We start from the raw sequence: 17,579 nt of genomic DNA, 5'->3' as shown, positions 1-17,579 counted from the left end.
CGTCAGCGCGTCGACGACCGGCTCACTCACGATCGGTCACCGGAAGCAGGGACCTGCGGCGCTGGTCCTTCAGTTCCACCGCGTCGGGACGGCGCAGGTACATCGGTTCGAGGGGACCGGGAGCCGAGCCGGCGAGGATCTCGCGAGCGGCCACGGCGGCCAGACCCGCCGGTGTCGGCGCGCTGACGTCCACCGTCGCCGTCCCCGGTGCAGCCACCCGGCCGGTGAGTGCGGCGGCGCCGACGACGGTCGTCGCCCCAGTGGATCCGGGATCTGCGGATTCGGGATCTGCCGATTCTAGGGCCGCGGATTCGAGGGCCACAGCGATATCGGCGGGCGCGGCCACGGCAGGTTCCCCAACCCGGCCAGTCTCACCGCGTCCTGCCCGATCGTTTCCAGCCGAGTACTGCGCCCAGTAGAACTCGCGGCGACGGGCGTCGGTCACCACCACGTGGACACCCGGGACATCTGCGGTGACCGAGATCGCGTCGAGAGTGCACACTCCGTGGACCGGTAGTCCGAGCGCATCGCCGTAGGCGGCTGCGGTCGCCATGCCGACCCGCAGTCCGGTGAACGGTCCGGGGCCGATACCGACGACCACCGCATCCACACTGTCGCCCGGGAACTGCGCCTCATCGAGCACCTCGCGGATGAGCGTGGTCAGCACCTCAGCGTGCCGACGGTGATCGTTCACCGAACGGACCGCGAGTTCGGTTGTCTCCCCTGCTGATCCGACTCGCACCACCCCGGTGACCACCGATTCGGTGGCGGTGTCGATCACGAGGACGGTCTGCGTCTGGTCGGCCTCGACCTGTTCCGGGTTCACCGGCTCACCCACTCCCATGCGGCGTACCGCGTCTCCGACTCCTCGTCGCGTTGCAAGCGCACATGCAGATGCTCGTCGGCGAGCCGTTCGGCGACGCCCTCGCCCCATTCGACGACCACCACACTGTCCGCGAGGTCGGTGTCCAGGTCGAGCGCGTCCAGATCCTCGAGGCTGGCGGTCCCGTCGGCGGCGGCGAGCCGGTACGCGTCCACATGCACCAATCCGGGCGCTCCCTCGACGCCCGCCGGATGCTGCCTGGCGATGATGAAGGTGGGTGACGTCACCCGGCCGCGCACGCCGAGTCCGGCCGCGATCCCACGGGTCATCGCCGTCTTACCTGCACCGAGCGGCCCGTCGAGGATCACCACGTCCCCCGCGCGCAGCGTTCCGGCGAGCTCGCGGCCGAGGTCCTCGGTGTCGGCGGTCTCGGGCAGATCGCGCCGGCCGCCGGACCCGCGATCACTCACGGCGCACTCCTCGTTCGACGGCGCGCCGCACGAAATCGGATGCGCGAGCTCCGCCGCGCCACGGCATCATCGGACGGCCCAGCGCGAGACGCGAACGCGAGACGAGCGCGTCGATGCCGTCGTTCACGAGACCGGGGTCCTCCATCTGGAGCATGTGACCGCAGCCCTCGGCCACCACGAACTCCGCGTCTTCGCCCAACTCTCCGTACATGCGAAGTGCACTCGCCAGCGGTGTCAGCCGGTCATGATCACCGCACATGACCACGGTGGGGACCTGCGCCAGAGTCGGCAGCGCAGTCGACTCATCATGGCTCTCAAGCACTTTCAGGAAATTCACCATGCTCGCGATCGACGTGTTCTGGATCATCGACTCCACCGCACGCCCGGCGGCCGGACTGTCGTAACCGGGGCCGAAGCTGGCGGCCACCAGGACCGGCTGGACCGCGCCGCGAGTGATGCTGCGTCCCGCCTGGACCACCCGCGGGACGTACCTGACGGACAGACGGAACGCGTCGACGACCGGATTGTTCAGTCCCACGCCCAGACCCGCCTCGGTGATGCCGCGGGCAGCGGTCGACACCAGCGCGACTCCGGCGACGCGGCCGCGGTGCCCGAACAGCTTCGGGTATCTGCGGGCCAGCGCCATGATCGTCATACCGCCCATCGAGTGGCCGACGAGCACGATCGGGCCGGTCTGCGCGACGGCCCGGATGACGCTCGCGAGGTCGTCGCCGAGCTGTTCCATCGTGGAGCTCTCGGCGGACGCGGGCTCGCTCTTCCCGTGCCCGCGCTGGTCGTAGAACACCATCTTGATGTTGCGCCCGGCCCACCGTTCGGCGAGCTGGTAGCGCTGGAAATGCCACGATGCCATGCGCAGCGTGAAGCCGTGGACGAAGATCACAGTCAGTTCCGGCGTGTTTCCACGTCCCCACGGCAGCCCGGTACTCGGCGGAGGTCCGGTGACCAGCCAGCGGACGGAAAGCGCCAGGCCGTCGTCGGCGATCACCGTCGACGCCTCGTCCCGGTAGATCGCCTTGAAGTCCACTTCGGCGTTCTGGTCGACGCAGTCGGTCGCCTTACGAGTCCGGCGGCGGCGCATGAAGTTGCCCGCGGTGTCCCTGCCGAGGGATCCCACCTGCGACAGCCCCGATCCGATGCGTTTACGGCCTCCGTCAGCCAACTTCGTCCGCCTCCTCGCCGACTCGTCGCTCGTTACCGTCCGCGCCGCCCACGTAACGACGTTCGGGACGCGATCCGATCCGCGCCACGATCTCGTAATCGATGGTGCCCAGCATGTCCGCCCAGTCGGTCGCCGTCGGGACGCGATCACCGCGCGCCGCCGATGCCGGACCGAACAGCACCGCTCGATCGCCTTCGGCGACTCCTCCCCCGTCCGGGCCGAGATCGATCACGAGCTGATCCATGCAGATGCGGCCGACGCTTGGAAACAGCCGCTCCCCGATGTGCACCTGCATGCGCCCCGAGAGCTGACGCGGCACACCGTCGGCGTACCCCGCCGGGATGACGCCCAGAACCGTGTCCTCGCCGGCCGTCCACGTGTGGTTGTACGAGACGCCCTGCCCGGCCGCGGCCTTCTTGATCAGGACAACCTGCGACTCCAGCGTCATCGCCGGGATCAGTCCGAAGTCGCCCATCGACGGGATGGGCGAGTACCCGTACAGCGCGATTCCCGGGCGAACCAGATCGCGGGCCAGGTCCGGACGGGTGAGCGCAGCGGGCGAGTTGGCCATGTGGACGACGCGCGGGGCGGCACCGAGTCGGGTGAGGTCGGCGACCGCGTCATCGAGCCGCTCCGCCTGCTGATCGTTGGCCGGATTGTCCGGCACATCGCCGAACGCGAGGTGACACATCACGCCGTGCAGGTCGATCGCGCCCTCGGCGACCGCCTCGGCAACGGTCCGGGCCGTCTCGTCCCACTCCTCGCGTGCCACGCCGCTCCGGGCCAGGCCGGTATCGACCTTGACCGTCACGGTGGCGCGCTTCCCGACGGTCCGCGCCGCCGCGAGCACCGCGTCGAGCTGCCGGGGCGATGAGACCGCGATGTCGATGTCGTCGGCGACCGCTCCCGCGAAGTCCGCGTCCGGCCGATGCAGCCAGGCCATCAGATGGGCGTCGAGTCCGGCGGCCCGGAGCTCGCGGGCCTCACGGATACTCGCCGTGCCGACCGCTTCGGCGCCCGCACCGAGTGCGGCTCGAGCCACCGGGAGCGCACCGTGTCCGTACCCGTCGGCCTTGACGACGGCGATCACTCCGGCGCCCGATCGCGCACGCAGCACTCCGACGTTGTGCGCGATGGCGTCGAGATCGACGGTGGCTACGAGATTTGCGGTGGTCATCGCTTCCATTGTCGCAAATGCAGCAGATCCTGCAGCGCCGGGCGGACCGCCGCGGCCAGTTGCGACGCGCCGATGGGCGCTCCTCCGCTGGCCCGGCGTGCCGCGAGCCCGTGCACGCGGGCCGCGGCCGTTCCCGCGACGCGCGGCGCGAGCCCAGCCGCGAGCAGTGCGCCCGCGATCCCGGCCAGCACATCGCCGGATCCGGCGGTCGCCGCCCAGGAGGCCCGCGCGTCGTTGCCCCAGACGGTGCCGTCCGGGTCGGCGACGAGTGTTATCCGCCCCTTGAGCAGCACCGTCGCACCGGTCTCCGAGGCGAGTCGGCGCACCGCGGCGAGACGATGCCCATCGGTGAGCAGGTCGGCGGCGCCGCTTCCCGCTGCTGCCGCCAGCCGTGCGAACTCCCCGGCGTGCGGCGTCAGCAGAGTCGGCGCCGACCGAGCGCGCACCAGCTCCCGCAGGTGTGCGTTCCCGGCCAGGACTGTCAGCGCGTCGGCGTCGACGAGCACCGGAACGTCGTCGGCCAGGACGCGTTCGAGGATCTGCGCGCTCGCCTCGCCGGTCCCGCCCCCCGGGCCGATGACCCACGCCTGCACCCGCCCCGCGTCCGCGAGGTCGGTGACGGCCACCGTCTCCGGGTTCCGGGCGAGCACCTCGCGCACGGCGGCGCCGACGTACCGCGTCATCCCCGACGACGCCGCAACCGCCGCGTCCGTGCACAGGACCGCAGCCCCCGGGTAGCGCGCGGACCCGGCGATGACGCCCACCACGCCCTGCGTGTACTTGTCGTCTCCCGGCCCCGGAACGGGCCAGCAGGCGGCGATCTCGGCGTCGCTCGGCGACGCGAGTTCGGGCGGGGTGTTGTCGGGAACACCGATCTCGGCGATCACCACGCGGCCGCACTGCGGCGCTGCGAGCAGGTGTGCGAGTCGAGGGAGATCGAAGGTGACCGATACGTCGGCCCGGACTGCGGGGTCGTGCACCGTGCCGGTATCCGGGTCGACGCCGGACGGGAGATCCACTGCGACGACCGGGATTCCGGCCGCGTGCACGGCTGCGAAGACACTCGCCACCGGATCACGCAGCGGCCCGTGCCCGCCGAGTCCGACCACGGCGTCGACCACGATGTCGGTGGTACCGATCGACAGTTCGCCGACGATCCGGCCACCCGAGTCACGGAAGTCCGCCAGCGCAGCGGCGTGCACACGCTCGGGCGCCGTGAGGACGGCGTCTACCGCCACTCCCCGTCGCCGGAGATGACGGGCCGCATAGAGAGCATCACCGCCGTTGTCGCCGGCCCCGACGACCAGACCCACCCGGCGCCCGTAAACGCCGGCGTGGCCCCGACCGAGTTCGGCGATGACGGTTGCGGCCACCGCGTAGGCGGCCCGTTTCATCAGCACGCCGTCGGAGAACAGCGTTCCGGTGGCCCGTTCGGCCGCCCGGATCGCGTCGGCGGAGTGATAAGCGATCACGGCCGCGCCTGCACCGGTGCTACTCGACCGTGACGGACTTGGCGAGGTTGCGCGGCTTGTCGACGTCGTATCCGCGTTCCTGCGCGACCGTCGCCGCGAAGACCTGCAACGGCACCGTCGAGACCAGCGGTTGCAGCAGGGTCGGCGTGTGCGGGATCGGGATCAGGTGATCGGCCACAGCGGCCGCCGCCGCATCGTCGGGTTCGGCGAGCACGATCGTGGTGGCACCGCGTGCCTGGATCTCCCGGATGTTGCTGACCATCTTGGAGTGCAGGAGCGCACGCCCGGTCGGCGACGGCATCACGATGATCACCGGCAGGCCGTCCTCGATCAGTGCGATCGGGCCGTGCTTGAGTTCGCCGGCCGCGAATCCCTCGGCGTGGATGTAGGCCAGTTCCTTGAGCTTGAGTGCACCTTCGAGCGCCACCGGGTACCCGACGTGGCGACCGAGGAACAGCACGGTGTCCGACGACGCGTACTTGCGGGCCAGGTCGCGCACCGGTTCCATCTGCTCGAGGACCTCGTTCACCGCGTCCGGGATCGCCTCGAGCGCCTCGAACTCCCGGACCACCTCGTCCGGGTACTTGGTGCCGACGGCCTGCGCGAGAGCCAGCCCCACCATGTAAGCGGCGGCGATCTGCGCGAGGAAGCACTTGGTCGACGCGACGCCGATCTCCGGGCCGGCATGCGTGTACAGGACCGCGTCGGATTCGCGCGGGATCTGAGCGCCGTTGGTGTTGCAGATCGCCAGGACTCGCGCCTTCTGGTCCTTGGCGTGGCGCACCGCTTCGAGCGTGTCGGCCGTCTCCCCGGACTGGCTGATCGCGACGACCAGGGTCGAGCGGTCGAGGACCGGGTCGCGATACCGGAACTCGCTGGCGAGCTCCACCTCGACGGGCAGTCGGGCCCAGTGCTCGATCGCGTACTTGGCGATCATGCCTGCGTGGTAGGCGGTGCCGCAGGCCACGACGAACACCTTGTCGACGTCGCGCAGATCCTGATCGGAGAGGCGCTGCTCGTCGAGGACGATCCGCCCCTCCTGCAGGTGCCCGAGGAGCGTGTTACCGAGAGCTTCCGGCTGCTCGGCGATCTCCTTGAGCATGAAGTAGTCGTAGCCGCCCTTCTCGGCGGCCGCGAGGTCCCAGTCGATGTGGAACGGGGTGCCGCCGGTGGCGTTGCCGTCGAAGTCGGTCACCTCGTACGAGTCGGCGGTGATCACCACGACCTCGTCCTGACCGAGTTCCACGGCTTCGCGGGTGTGCTCGATGAACGCGGTGACGTCGGACGCCAGGAACATCTCGCCGTCGCCGACTCCCACCACCAGCGGGGTCGACCGCCGGGCTGCGACGATCGTGTCCGGGTGATCGGCGTGGGTGAAGACCAGGGTGAAGGCGCCCTCGAGACGGCGCATCGTCGCGTAGGCGCTGGCCACGAAGTCGCCTGCGGACTCGCCAGAGGCGTACTCGCGCTCGAGCAGGTGCACTGCGGTCTCGGTGTCGGTGTCCGAGGAGAAGTCGAGTCCGGCATCCTCGAGTTCGGCGCGCAGCGGCGCGTAGTTCTCGATGATGCCGTTGTGCACGACGGCGAGCTTGCCGTCGGCGCTGACGTGCGGATGCGCGTTCCGGTCCGTGGGCTGACCATGGGTCGCCCAGCGGGTGTGCCCCATTCCGGTGGTGCCGCTCAGATGCTCGCGTCCGACCTCGGCGATCTGCTTGTCGAGATTCTCCAGACGACCGGCCTTCTTCTCGACCGACAGGCCACCGTCACCGTCGAGAATGGCGACGCCGGCGGAGTCATAGCCGCGGTACTCCATCCGCCGCAGAGCGTCCACGACGATGTCGAGCGACGGCCGCCGACCTACGTATCCAACGATTCCGCACATAGTGAAAGAGAGTACCCGTCACTTGCTGGGCGGCTTCGCGCCCAGCAGTTGCGAGAAGTGATCGAGTTCGGCCGGTTCGATGTCTTCGGTCGGGGTCGATACGGAGTCGCCCATGGTGACCTTCGGATCCGCGAAGTCGGCGTACCGGTCGTCTCCGCCGAGCGTGTGCAGGAGGAATCCGGTCAGCTGCGCGCGCACTGCGGTGTGGGTGTCGCGGTCGGCACCGCTGACACCGAGCAGCGACTTCACGCCGCGCTTCTCCAGCAGACCGCGGTTATCGGCGCCCGTGACAGTGCGGAACACCACATCGCCGGCCAACTCGTCGGCGACCGCACGCGCGTTGCCCGTCATCGAATCGACGTGCCCCGTCGCCGCGAGCACCAGTGACGGAACCTTCACCGTCGCGGCCATCGGAAGCAGGTCCGACGTCGTCGGCGCCGGGAAGACCGCCGCGAGCGCACGAGCGTCGACGGGCGGCCGACCGTGGAGAACGGTCTCCGATGCCGCTCGCAGAGCAGCGGCAGCACCGAACCCGTGTCCGGCGAGGCCGACGCGATCCGGATCCACCGACACGGTGCCGTCGCCCAGCGGGATGGTCTGCAGCACGGTGACCGCGGTGCGCAGCTCGGTCGCCAGTTCGACGTCGGACGCGAACACTCCGGTCTCACCGTCCGGCACCGCCACCACGATGCCCCACGACGCGAGGTGGAACATCAGGTCGCGGTAACGGGTGCTCGACGCACGCCAGTCGTGCGCGAGCGCCACGGCCGGGAGCCTCTTCCCTTCCCGGGGCGCGAAGACGAAACCGCTCATCCCGACGATGGCGAGATCTCCGCGGTCGACCTTGTAGGGTCCGCGGCGCGCGAGTTCCTTGATTGCTTTGTCGGGCTTCGGTGCCCCCAGTTTCTTCCCGAACACGACCTCCAGCGTAGTCATGTCCGACCCGGTATCAGTGCATCCGGCGTCCCGCGGCCGGTGACAGGAGTCTCGGGAGCGCTCGATCGAGCTCATCTCCTGGCATCACACGCACTGCGCGCACGGCTTCTGGGGCGGCCTGTCTGCGGAGATACTGCTGCTCAGCGCCGTCGAATCGGTCGGTGGCCGTCCGTGTCGCAGCGCGGATCTGCTCGTCGGCGGTCATCGGTCTCCCGCCAGAATCAGTTCGCCCGGCGAGTCGCCTGCGCCGGTCAGCTGGTTCAGTGCCGAGACCACATCGCGCACCGCGGCGTGCGCGGCGCGTCCGGCACCATCCGCGTACTCGATGCGCGCGATGAACTCTCCGCGCGCCTCGTCTCGCGAAATCGCCCGGGTCGCCACCGCGGCGGGCAGCGCATCGAGATCGATACCCAGCACACGGTACGCGCAGACTGCGGCCATCGCCTGCGAGTATCGCGACATGACCTCGTCGAGCGCGCTCGCCGCGTATCTGAGGGCGGCCGCAGACGCCGCGACATCCGCGCAGATCGAGCCCCTGCGGACGCTGGTCGCGGCGAACACGGTGGACGCGGCGTCGCCCGCGCGGCCCGACCAGAGACCGGCGACGTCGTCACCCGATCCGGCGAGTCCCGCGAGTCGGTGCGCGATGGTCGTCAGACGGGCCGCGTCGGCGTTGAGGGCAGCGGGTTCGAAGTCCGTGACATCGCGGTGCGGAGCACGCACGGCCGATTCGTCGTACGACACGAGCCCGAGTCCGGCGCCGACGTCGAGCACTGCGATGAAGTCGTCGATCACGGCAGTCCTCGGACGAACTGCGCGCCGATCCGGTCTGACTCGTCCAGTTCGCCGACCCGCCGGGTCACCGACGTCGCGTAACCGCCGACGCTCGACGCTGTCGTGGTCAGCCGTTCCGCAAGGCCGCTGATATGCGCGACCAGGCCTGCGGTGCGCGCCGAATCGCCGTCATGCCACCACGCACCGAATCCGCCCGACGCGAGTGCTGCCGCGCATTCGGCGAGAACGGCCGCCTGATCGGCGTGACGCGCACCATGAGTGATCAACCGTTCGGCTTCGACACCGAGTTCGACGTCCTCCATACCGGTTAGACGCACTCGATCGTGGTCGGGTTCCGGCGCCGGGACGAATCAGGCCGTCAGACGTCCGCGACGACCTTCGCGACCTGCTCGGCGATGGCCCGCGCCTCCTGCGCGGTGCCGGCCTCCACCATCACCCGGACCAGTTGCTCCGTGCCCGACGGACGCAGCAGGATGCGGCCACTGCCGTTGAGTTTGGTCTCCGCCTCCTGAACCGCGTCGCTGACGACGACGGCCTGCGCGACGGCGTGCTTGTCCGACACCGGCACGTTGATCAGCTCCTGCGGCAGCACGCTCATCACCGACGCGAGATCGGCGAGCCGGCGGCCGGTCGACGCCACGCGGCGCGCGAGCATCAGCCCGGTGAGCACTCCGTCACCGGTCGTCCCCACCGCGGGAACCACGATGTGACCCGACTGCTCGCCACCGAGTGAGTAACCCTTGCGGAGTTCCTCGAGCACGTAGCGATCGCCGACACCGGTCACCTTCACGTCGATGCCCGCTTCGCGCATCGCGATGTGGAGCCCGAGATTGCTCATCACGGTCGCCACCAGCACGTCGTCGACCAGTTCGCCGCGTTCGTGCATGTCGATCGCGAGGATCGCCATGATCATGTCGCCGTCCACCACGGCACCGGTCGAGTCGACCGCGAGGCAGCGGTCCGCGTCCCCGTCGTGCGCCAGACCCAGGTCAGCGCCGTGTTCGAGGACCGCGGCCTGCAGCACGTCCAGATGGGTGGAACCGCAGCGGTCGTTGATGTTGAGTCCGTCGGGCTCGCAGTTGATGGCGATCACGGTGGCCCCGGCAGCCTCATAGGCGTGCGGCCCGACCGTGGCGGCCGCACCGTTCGCGCCGTCGACGACGATCGTCAGTCCGTCGAGTGACCCGTCGAGCGCGCCTGCGAGGTGGTGCAGGTATCGATCCTCGGCGTCCGGGGCGTCGACGAGCCGTCCGACGCCCGCGCCGGTGGGACGCGGAGCGGGAGCGTCCATCGCCGCCTCGATCGCGTCTTCCACGTTGTCGGCGAGCTTGTGACCGCCCGCCGCGAAGAACTTGATGCCGTTGTCCGGCATGGGATTGTGCGACGCGGAGATCATCACACCGAAGTCGGCGCGGTAGTCCGCGGTCAGGAAGGCGACCGCCGGGGTCGGCACCACGCCGACCCGGATCGCGTCCGCTCCGGCAGCGGCGAGGCCTGCGCACAGCGCGGCCTCGAGCAGCTCACCGGAAGCGCGGGGGTCGCGGCCGACCACGACGCGCGGTCTGCGGCCCGATTCGTCAGGGCCGGAGTTCGTATCTGCACCGAGTACCGAAACGGCGGCCGAGGCCAGACGCAACGCCAGCTCTGCGGTGAGCTGGTCGTTGGCCCGGCCTCGGACGCCGTCGGTGCCGAAAAGGCGTGCCACAGTATGCGAAGCGATCAGCGCTTGCTGTACTGCGAGGCCTTACGGGCCTTCTTCAGGCCGTACTTCTTGCGCTCGACGGCACGCGCGTCGCGAGTGAGGAAGCCTGCCTTCTTCAGGGCCGGGCGATCCTCGGGGCTGACCTCGATGAGGGCGCGGGCGATAGCCAGACGCAGTGCGCCTGCCTGGCCCGACGGGCCGCCACCGACCAGCTTGGCGTGGACGTCGAAGGTCTCGGTGCGCTCGACCAGCACCAGCGGATCCTTGATGAGCTGCTGGTGGACCTTGTTCGGGAAGTACTCATCGAGGGCGCGGCCGTTCAGGGAGAACTCGCCGGTGCCCGCGACGAGGCGGACGCGGACGACGGCCTCCTTGCGGCGACCGACGGTCTGAATCGGGCGGTCCAGGACAACCGGGCCACGCGTGGGCGCGGCGTCGGCGGCAGGAGCCTCGCCGGTCGATTCGGAGGTGTACGAGCCGTCTTCCAGCACGACCTCGTCAGCGACGACCTCGACGTCGTTCACGTTCTCGTTCTCGTTGCTCACTGGGACACCTGCTTGATCTCGAAGGGAACGGGCTGCTGAGCCGCATGCGGATGATTCGGGCCTGCGTACACCTTCAGCTTGGAGCCGATGGCGTTACCCAGCTTGTTCTTCGGGAGCATGCCCTTGACTGCCTTCTCCACGAGACGGTCGGGACGGGTCTCGAGGACCTCGCCGACAGTGCGGGACTTGAGGCCGCCCGGGTGACCCGAGTGGTGGTAAAGGCGCTTCTTGTTCGCCTTGTCGCCGCTGATCGCGACCTTGTCGGCGTTGACGATGATGACGTAGTCGCCACCGTCGACGTGCGGGGCGTAGGTCGGCTTGTGCTTGCCGCGGAGCAGGTTCGCGCTCTGCACGGCGAGGCGGCCGAGCACCACATCGGTGGCGTCGATGACATGCCACGTACGTGTGATGTCACCGGCCTTCGGGCTGTAGGTACCCACAGGAGTCCTCACTTCGGTTTGCTTTGTTGCTGGTCACGACACCTTGCGAGCAGATTCCCGGCGACCAGTGGGGACCCGGGGGCTCGATGTGCAAAGCGCCAGCGAACCAGAGTACGCGGGCGCGGCGACGCAGGTCAAAACGTCGCGACCCAGTGCGGACCGGGCGCTCGCGCTGCTCCGGCCGCCCGCTCGCCGACTACTCCGGCACCACTACTCGGGCAGCACTACTCGGGCACAGCGATCTGCAGGCGGACCGTCGCCTCGTCTGCGACTCGCAGAGCGCCCATCATCATCCCGAACGGCTTGAGCCCGAAGTCGGCGTGACTGACCACCGTCTGCCCCGCCACCGTGCGGGCCGCGCCTGCCCCGGTCGGTGCGACGCTCAGGATGTGCGGTCGAGTCTTCCCGCAGATCTCCAGTCGTCCGGTGAGCCGGTATCCGTCGCCGTCGGCGACCACCTCGGAGGCGTCGAAGACGATCTGCGGGAACTTCTCCGCCTTGAGCACCTTGACCGCATTCGCTCGCGCCACCGTGCGTTCGGGCGCCGTCAGCGGCGTGAGTCCGCCCTCGCCGGATCTCACCTGCAGCGATCCGGTCGCGACCTGCACACGAACATGGGACGGCTGGTCGGCCGTGTAGTCGACGGTGGCCGTCCAGTCCGTGAATCCGATGGTGAGCCGGTGACCGGTGCGCGCGGCCTTTCCGGTGACGTCGGTGTGCAAGGTGAGCGATCCCTCGGCAGGACCGAATCGTTGGGTGGAGGCCATGCCGCCAGCGTACGGCGGTCGAGTGATGACGCCGAGGGTTTTGCTCGTGGCCGTCTCTCCCGCCCGACCTCACCCGATCTGCGCGATCGACGCGACCGCGTCGGCGCATTCCTCACCCACCACGTGGGCGCCGCTTCCCCGCTGGCAGCCGACGCTCACCTGGGTCCGCCCATCGACGTGGATGTACCAGGCGAGGGCGGGCCCGGAAGCCGGCGTCTCGCGGTAGGAGATGACGTGGCGGCCACCGAACACCGCATCGGACGCGAACTCGCGGACCACGTGGTCGCCGCGCTGCCGCAGCCGGTTGGCGAGGCTCTCGGCAACCGATGCCCGGGTGGAACCGGCACGCAGTTCTGTGACGACCACGACGATGCGGCGCCCGTCATCCGGGTCGGCGAACACCGCGCGAACTCCCGCACCGTCCATGGGCCGATCACCGGACAGGTCGGTCCGATGCCAGGTGCCCGGCACGACGATCCGCACGTCGCCGACTGTCTCGTCGCGCACCGCGGGCCCGCTGTCCGCCTGCCCGACACGGCCCGCCAGCCAGGCGCAGGCGACGAGCAGGCAGGACCACCGCGACGGTCAACCCGGTGCGCCGACGCCCGCCGGCCCGCAGCGGCGGCACCGGTGGGATGGCGGCCACGAGTGAATCGCCGACTGCAGGCGCGCCGTGCCGCGCGACCAGCACGGGGTCCGCCCGCAGCACGCCGCCGCCCGACGGTGCGGTCGTCGTCCGTATCGCGTCCTGCACAGTGCCGTCCGGGCCGTCGACGATCACCGTGTCGGCCGCTCCCAGTACGGCAGCCCATCGCTCATCTGCCGGCACGTCCTCCGGCATGGCCACCGCAGATCTCGCTATCGTCCACTCCCCTGCGCGCCGCTCCACGAGGTGAGCAGACCAGTGCCCGCCGGTATCCGGCAGTAATCGCGTCTCGATCACCGCGCACCGGACGATCGTCGCATCGGCATGACTCCGTGCCAGTGCAGCCGCTCGCGGTACGGGATGCGCCTCGACGCCGATCGCGTGCAGTTCTCCGAGCAGTGCGGCGGTCCGGCGGCCGCCCCAGACCGTCGGGTGGACGACGGCCACCGGCCCCGACCGGATCGTCCCGTCGAGCTGGGCAGCCGACAACCAGGCGGCCAACGCGCCCCGCTGAGCGGCACGTTCGCGAGCGTCGTCGATGTGCTCGAGGAGGCCGCCGATCCGCGGTTCCTCCCCGTACCCGAGGTCGATCACGAGTGGTCCGCTCACGTCGTGGGCTCGTCGACTCGGGGAGCGACCACCTGGATCGTCTCCGCCCGCCTGCTGCGCGATACGTACTCGCCACGACCGATTCCCAGGCGCTGCATCCGGTGGCGGCCGATCACGTAGCCCTCGTCGGGGTCGCCGCTCATCAACAGGACGTCGCACGACAGGTCGCGCATCCGGGCGATGAACGGGTCGAACAGCGCCCGTCCGAGACCTCCGGATCGACGGGCGAGAATCACCCGGAACCCGATGTCGCGCGCATGGCCAAGAAGTTCAGCGAGCGGTGCGAGCGGATTCCCAGCGGCGGTCGCCACCAGGTCGTAATCGTCGATCACCAGGTAGACGTCGGGGCCCGACCACCACGAACGGTCGGCGAGAGCCTCGGCGGACACGTCGTCGGCGGGTAGACGCGCACCCAAGTACTCCGCCAGCTGTGCCATCATCGGCGCGGCCGTCCGGGCCGACGTCGCATATCCCGCGAGATGGTCTCCGGTCACGGCACCGAGCAGCGTGCGACGAAAGTCGACGAGCACCACCTTGGTCGTCTCGGATCCGCCACTCGCGACGAGTCCTTCCACCACCGCCCGCAGCGTCTGCGTCTTGCCGCTCTCCGCGTCGCCGAACACCAGCAGGTGCGGCTCCCTGCCGAAGTCGGCGGTGAACGGCGCGAGCTCGGCCTCACCGACGCCGATCGCCACTTGGCCTGCCGCGAGGTCGAGATCGGCGGTCATCGCCGCGAACGCCTCCGCGGGCACGTCGGTCGCCAGCGTTCGCACAGCCGGTGCGGCACGGCTGTGCGAACGCCGAACAGTCTCGACGAGCGCCGCCGTCCCCTCCGCGTCGCCTGGCGACGCGACCAGCAGGTGCAGACCGTCCGCGGTGATGCCGCGGCCCGGCCGGTCGGCGGGCACCGAAGCCGCCGCACGTCTGCTCATCTCCGAATCCAGGGCGTCACCGAGTCGGAGCTCCACCCGAGTGCCGATCAGGTCCTTGACTGCGGGTCTGATCTCGCCCCATCGGCTGGCGGTGACCACGACGTGCACGCCGTACGACAGACCTTGCGCCACCAGCGTCGTCACGCGGTCCTCGATCTCCTCGAACTCGTTGCGCAGCACACTGATCCCGTCCACCACGAGGAAGACGTCGCCGTACTCGTCGTCGGCGAACCGCCCCTCACTACGGGCGCGGCGGTAAGCGGCCATCGAATCGATCCCCGCTTCGGCGAACGCACTCTCCCGCGCGCTCAGCACCGCCGACACCTCGGCCACGGTGCGACGGACCGCATCTCGACGATTGCGCGTGGCCACCCCGCCCACGTGCGGCAGACCGCCGATCGCCCCGAGCCCGCCTCCGCCGAAGTCGAGACAGTAGAACGCCGCCTCCGCAGGCGAGTGCGTCGACGCGAAGGCGCAGATCAGCGTGCGGAGCGCCGTCGACTTGCCCGACTGCGGGCCACCGACGACCGCGGCATGCCCGGCCGCTGCAGAGAGATCGACCCGCAACGGATCACGTCGCTGATCGTAAGGCCGGTCGACGACGCCGATCGTCGCGGACAAGAGACCGTGCGTCACCATCGGGAGTTCGCTCATCGCGACCACCGGTTCGAGAGGCGGGAGCCACACCGGGTGCGGCGAGCTTCCATGTCCGGCAATGCGATCCACGAGGGTCTCGAGAACTGTCGGCCCGATGCTCTCCCCCGGCGGGGTGCGGATCTCGTCGTCGTGACGGACCTCGATGACGGTGTCGGCTTGCAGGACTGTCACGGCTGTCGAGGGGCGGTCGTCGGTCACGCACGATTCCTCCGGTGCCACGTACTGTCCCGACACGTACGAGGTGCGGAACCTGACCGGCGTCCCCGAGTCGCACTTGAGATATGCCGCACCCGGTTCGCTCGGCAGGTGATAGGCGTCCGGAACTCCGAGAACGGTCCGTGACTCGTTGGCGGAGAAGGTCTTCAATCCGATCCGGTACGACAGATGACTGTCCAGCCCGCGCAGCCGCCCCTCCTCTAGTCGTTGCGAGGCGAGAAGTAGATGGATGTGCAGCGAACGGCCGAGTCTTCCGATCGCCACGAAGAGTTCGGCGAAGTCGGGCTTCTGGGCGAGCAGTTCGGAGAACTCGTCGACCACGATCACCAGGGCGGGCAACGGCGGCAGGTCGGCGCCGGCTGCGCGCGCACGTTCGTAATCGGTGACGTTGGCGAAGTTTCCGGCGGCCCGGAGGAGCTCCTGCCTGCGGTGCAGCTCGCCGGACAGGGCGTCCGCCATGCGGTCCACCATCGAGAGCTCCTGCTCCAGGTTGGTGATGACCGCGGCAATGTGATTCGTGCGATCAAGCCCCAGAAAGGTCGCGCCGCCTTTGAAGTCGACGAGTACGAGATTCAGCTCGTCGGGCGAGTGCGTGGCGATGAGCCCCAGGACCAGCGTGCGGAGGAGTTCCGACTTTCCACTGCCCGTGGCACCCACGCACAGACCGTGCGGTCCCATTCCCCCGTGCGCGCTCTCCTTCAGATCGAGTTCGACGGGCGTTCCGGACGCCGAGTACCCGATCGGCACCCGCAGTCTGCCCGCACCGCGACGACCACGCCATTCGTCCGCTGGGTCGAACGAACCCGCATCTGCCACGCCCACCAGTGCGGGCAGCCCCGGATCCTGCGCGGTGGCCGGAGTGTCGAGATCTGCCAGTGCACCGAATGCAGCAGGTCGGTACCGCGCGAGCGATCTCGCCAGCGCCTCCGCGCCTGCGAGCGTGTACCGGTCGGGCACGGCGAACTGCTCCACCCCGGCTTCGGTACGCGCCGACAGGGATCCGGCGTCCACGATCAGAGCCAGACCGCGACGGGCAGCTAGCGAGTCCGCCGCACAACCGAGTTCGAGGACGGTGACGCCGTCGAGTCCCGCCCCGAGTGCGAGTTCCTCGTCGCCGGTCACCCGCCCGTCGTCGAGGATCACCACCAGATGCCGCACTTCGGTCGACGGCTCGGTGCGGGAGAACCTGGCGCGTTCGGCGATGTCGGCCGCCAGGTCGTCCTCCAAGGCGGCCAACGAGCGGTAGACCATTCGCGACGGCCCCAGTGCGTCGACGCGGCGCGGATGCCCGAGATGCGGCAGCCATTTCAGCCAGTCCCATTCCGGTGCCACCGGATCGGCGACGACCATCGCTATCCCCAGATGGTCTGGACCGTGCTGAACCGCGAGACGGCAGATCATCGACCGCACGAGCGCGTGCACGTCATCATGCGGACCGCTGATGCTGATCGCCGGAAATCCGCGCAGGGCAACAGCTGTCGGCAGGTCGGGCACTGCCGACCGGGCCTGGACGAAACGGCGCAGCGCGACTGCGGACACCGGCTCGACGTCATCAGCGGGTGCGCTCTCCGGAATCTCGAGCACCGTCGCGAGACGATGCGCGCCCAGCCCCACCCGAACGTCGCCGAAATCGGGGTCGGCCGGACGCCGCTCCCACATCCGGCGCGATCCGAGCAATGACGCGAGCGTCGACGGGGCGGGATGATCCCACTGGGCCTCGGCGCGCTGCGCCTCCGCGACCTCGTCGGCCTGCCCGCGCAGTTGCTCGAGGTGACGCAGGTAGTCCTTGCGGTCCTCGTTGACCTCCGCCGCCCGCGCCGGTCCGCCACGTCCACCCGAGGCGACCATGCCGACCATCGACATCACCATCATCAGCGGGAACATCAGGAACAGCGGATTGGCGAACGCGGAGCGACCGCCGGTGACCACCATCATCGCGATCATGCCGACCACCGCGACCACCATCACCGCAGGCAGGAGACGCAGCAGCAGACTCTGCGGAACCCCGCGGGACAGCTCCGGCGGAGGCGCCACGACGAGGTCGCCACCCGGTACCGCAGGCTTCGGCATCCGCCCCCTGCGCCGGTGGCCGACGGTCGGCGTCCAGGGCCCCGGAAGCCCTGACTGTCCTGACTGCCCTGACGCGTGCAGATCGATTCCACCAGTGCGCATGATTCCCCCGAATCCACGTGACGAATCCGCCGAAAACGGCGAATCCACAGAAGCCGATGATTCCCCCGAATCCCGACCGGAGCCGCGTCGAACGTGATTACGTCGACGCCATCCTCGCCTGACGGCGTGGTCAAGGTTGTATCAAGAACCTCGGGGGA

General features: G+C 69.5%; 17 protein-coding genes. All 17 read right to left on the bottom strand.

Annotated elements, in window-relative coordinates; genetic code table 11:
- Positions 1-22: 22 nt before the first annotated feature.
- Positions 23-826 (bottom strand): tRNA (adenosine(37)-N6)-threonylcarbamoyltransferase complex dimerization subunit type 1 TsaB, encoded by an 804-nt coding sequence (gene tsaB / locus FO044_RS04095; RefSeq protein WP_328591146.1) that lies wholly within the window; start codon positions 824-826, stop codon positions 23-25.
- Complete coding sequence (gene tsaE, locus FO044_RS04090) at positions 823-1,293, bottom strand: tRNA (adenosine(37)-N6)-threonylcarbamoyltransferase complex ATPase subunit type 1 TsaE (protein ID WP_132993985.1); 471 nt, start codon at positions 1,291-1,293, stop codon at positions 823-825. Before tsaE ends, tsaB begins: the two co-directional genes overlap by 4 nt.
- A complete protein-coding gene (locus FO044_RS04085; RefSeq protein ID WP_412917632.1) occupies positions 1,286-2,473 on the bottom strand; it encodes an alpha/beta fold hydrolase in 1,188 nt (395 codons plus the stop codon). Before FO044_RS04085 ends, tsaE begins: the two co-directional genes overlap by 8 nt.
- Positions 2,466-3,650, bottom strand: coding sequence for an alanine racemase (alr, locus tag FO044_RS04080; RefSeq protein WP_132993986.1), 1,185 nt, complete (start codon positions 3,648-3,650; stop codon positions 2,466-2,468). The genes FO044_RS04085 and alr overlap by 8 nt, the downstream gene beginning before the upstream one ends.
- Positions 3,647-5,122, bottom strand: coding sequence for an NAD(P)H-hydrate dehydratase (locus FO044_RS04075; protein ID WP_132993987.1), 1,476 nt, complete (start codon positions 5,120-5,122; stop codon positions 3,647-3,649). The genes alr and FO044_RS04075 overlap by 4 nt, the downstream gene beginning before the upstream one ends.
- 19 nt (positions 5,123-5,141) lie before the next feature.
- Positions 5,142-7,004: a glutamine--fructose-6-phosphate transaminase (isomerizing) gene (glmS, locus tag FO044_RS04070; RefSeq protein WP_143965355.1), complete on the bottom strand. Its 1,863-nt coding sequence runs from the start codon at positions 7,002-7,004 to the stop codon at positions 5,142-5,144.
- 18 nt (positions 7,005-7,022) lie between these two features.
- Entirely contained in the window at positions 7,023-7,940 is a 918-nt protein-coding gene (locus FO044_RS04065) for a dienelactone hydrolase family protein (RefSeq protein ID WP_244945786.1), read from the bottom strand.
- A 13-nt stretch (positions 7,941-7,953) separates the two neighbouring features.
- Entirely contained in the window at positions 7,954-8,145 is a 192-nt protein-coding gene (locus FO044_RS04060) for a hypothetical protein (protein ID WP_132993990.1), read from the bottom strand.
- Positions 8,142-8,735 (bottom strand): hypothetical protein, encoded by a 594-nt coding sequence (locus tag FO044_RS04055; RefSeq protein WP_132993991.1) that lies wholly within the window; start codon positions 8,733-8,735, stop codon positions 8,142-8,144. The genes FO044_RS04060 and FO044_RS04055 overlap by 4 nt, the downstream gene beginning before the upstream one ends.
- Positions 8,732-9,037, bottom strand: coding sequence for a hypothetical protein (locus FO044_RS04050; protein WP_143965354.1), 306 nt, complete (start codon positions 9,035-9,037; stop codon positions 8,732-8,734). The genes FO044_RS04055 and FO044_RS04050 overlap by 4 nt, the downstream gene beginning before the upstream one ends.
- Positions 9,038-9,093: 56 nt before the next feature.
- Positions 9,094-10,440 (bottom strand): phosphoglucosamine mutase, encoded by a 1,347-nt coding sequence (glmM, locus tag FO044_RS04045; protein WP_132993993.1) that lies wholly within the window; start codon positions 10,438-10,440, stop codon positions 9,094-9,096.
- A gap of 14 nt (positions 10,441-10,454) precedes the next feature.
- Positions 10,455-10,982: a 30S ribosomal protein S9 gene (rpsI, locus tag FO044_RS04040; RefSeq protein ID WP_132993994.1), complete on the bottom strand. Its 528-nt coding sequence runs from the start codon at positions 10,980-10,982 to the stop codon at positions 10,455-10,457.
- Positions 10,979-11,422: a 50S ribosomal protein L13 gene (gene rplM, locus FO044_RS04035; RefSeq protein WP_132994126.1), complete on the bottom strand. Its 444-nt coding sequence runs from the start codon at positions 11,420-11,422 to the stop codon at positions 10,979-10,981. The genes rpsI and rplM overlap by 4 nt, the downstream gene beginning before the upstream one ends.
- A 224-nt stretch (positions 11,423-11,646) precedes the next feature.
- Positions 11,647-12,189 (bottom strand): YceI family protein, encoded by a 543-nt coding sequence (locus FO044_RS04030; RefSeq protein WP_132993995.1) that lies wholly within the window; start codon positions 12,187-12,189, stop codon positions 11,647-11,649.
- Positions 12,190-12,258: 69 nt separating this feature from the next.
- Positions 12,259-12,672 carry a type VII secretion-associated protein gene (locus tag FO044_RS04025; RefSeq protein WP_244945785.1) on the bottom strand — a complete coding sequence of 138 codons (414 nt, stop codon included), beginning with the start codon at positions 12,670-12,672 and terminating at the stop codon, positions 12,259-12,261.
- Positions 12,623-13,444: a hypothetical protein gene (locus FO044_RS15130; RefSeq protein WP_244945784.1), complete on the bottom strand. Its 822-nt coding sequence runs from the start codon at positions 13,442-13,444 to the stop codon at positions 12,623-12,625. Before FO044_RS15130 ends, FO044_RS04025 begins: the two co-directional genes overlap by 50 nt.
- On the bottom strand, positions 13,441-17,319 hold the full coding sequence (gene eccCa, locus FO044_RS04020) for a type VII secretion protein EccCa (RefSeq protein WP_235831524.1): 3,879 nt from the start codon (positions 17,317-17,319) through the stop codon (positions 13,441-13,443). Before eccCa ends, FO044_RS15130 begins: the two co-directional genes overlap by 4 nt.
- Positions 17,320-17,579: the final 260 nt, after the last annotated feature.

Origin of the sequence: Gordonia zhaorongruii (assembly GCF_007559005.1) — a bacterium.
GTDB classification, from domain to species: Bacteria; Actinomycetota; Actinomycetes; order Mycobacteriales; family Mycobacteriaceae; genus Gordonia; species Gordonia zhaorongruii.
Note: the sequence above shows the minus strand (reverse complement) of the source record. Positions and strands in the feature narration are given on the sequence as shown.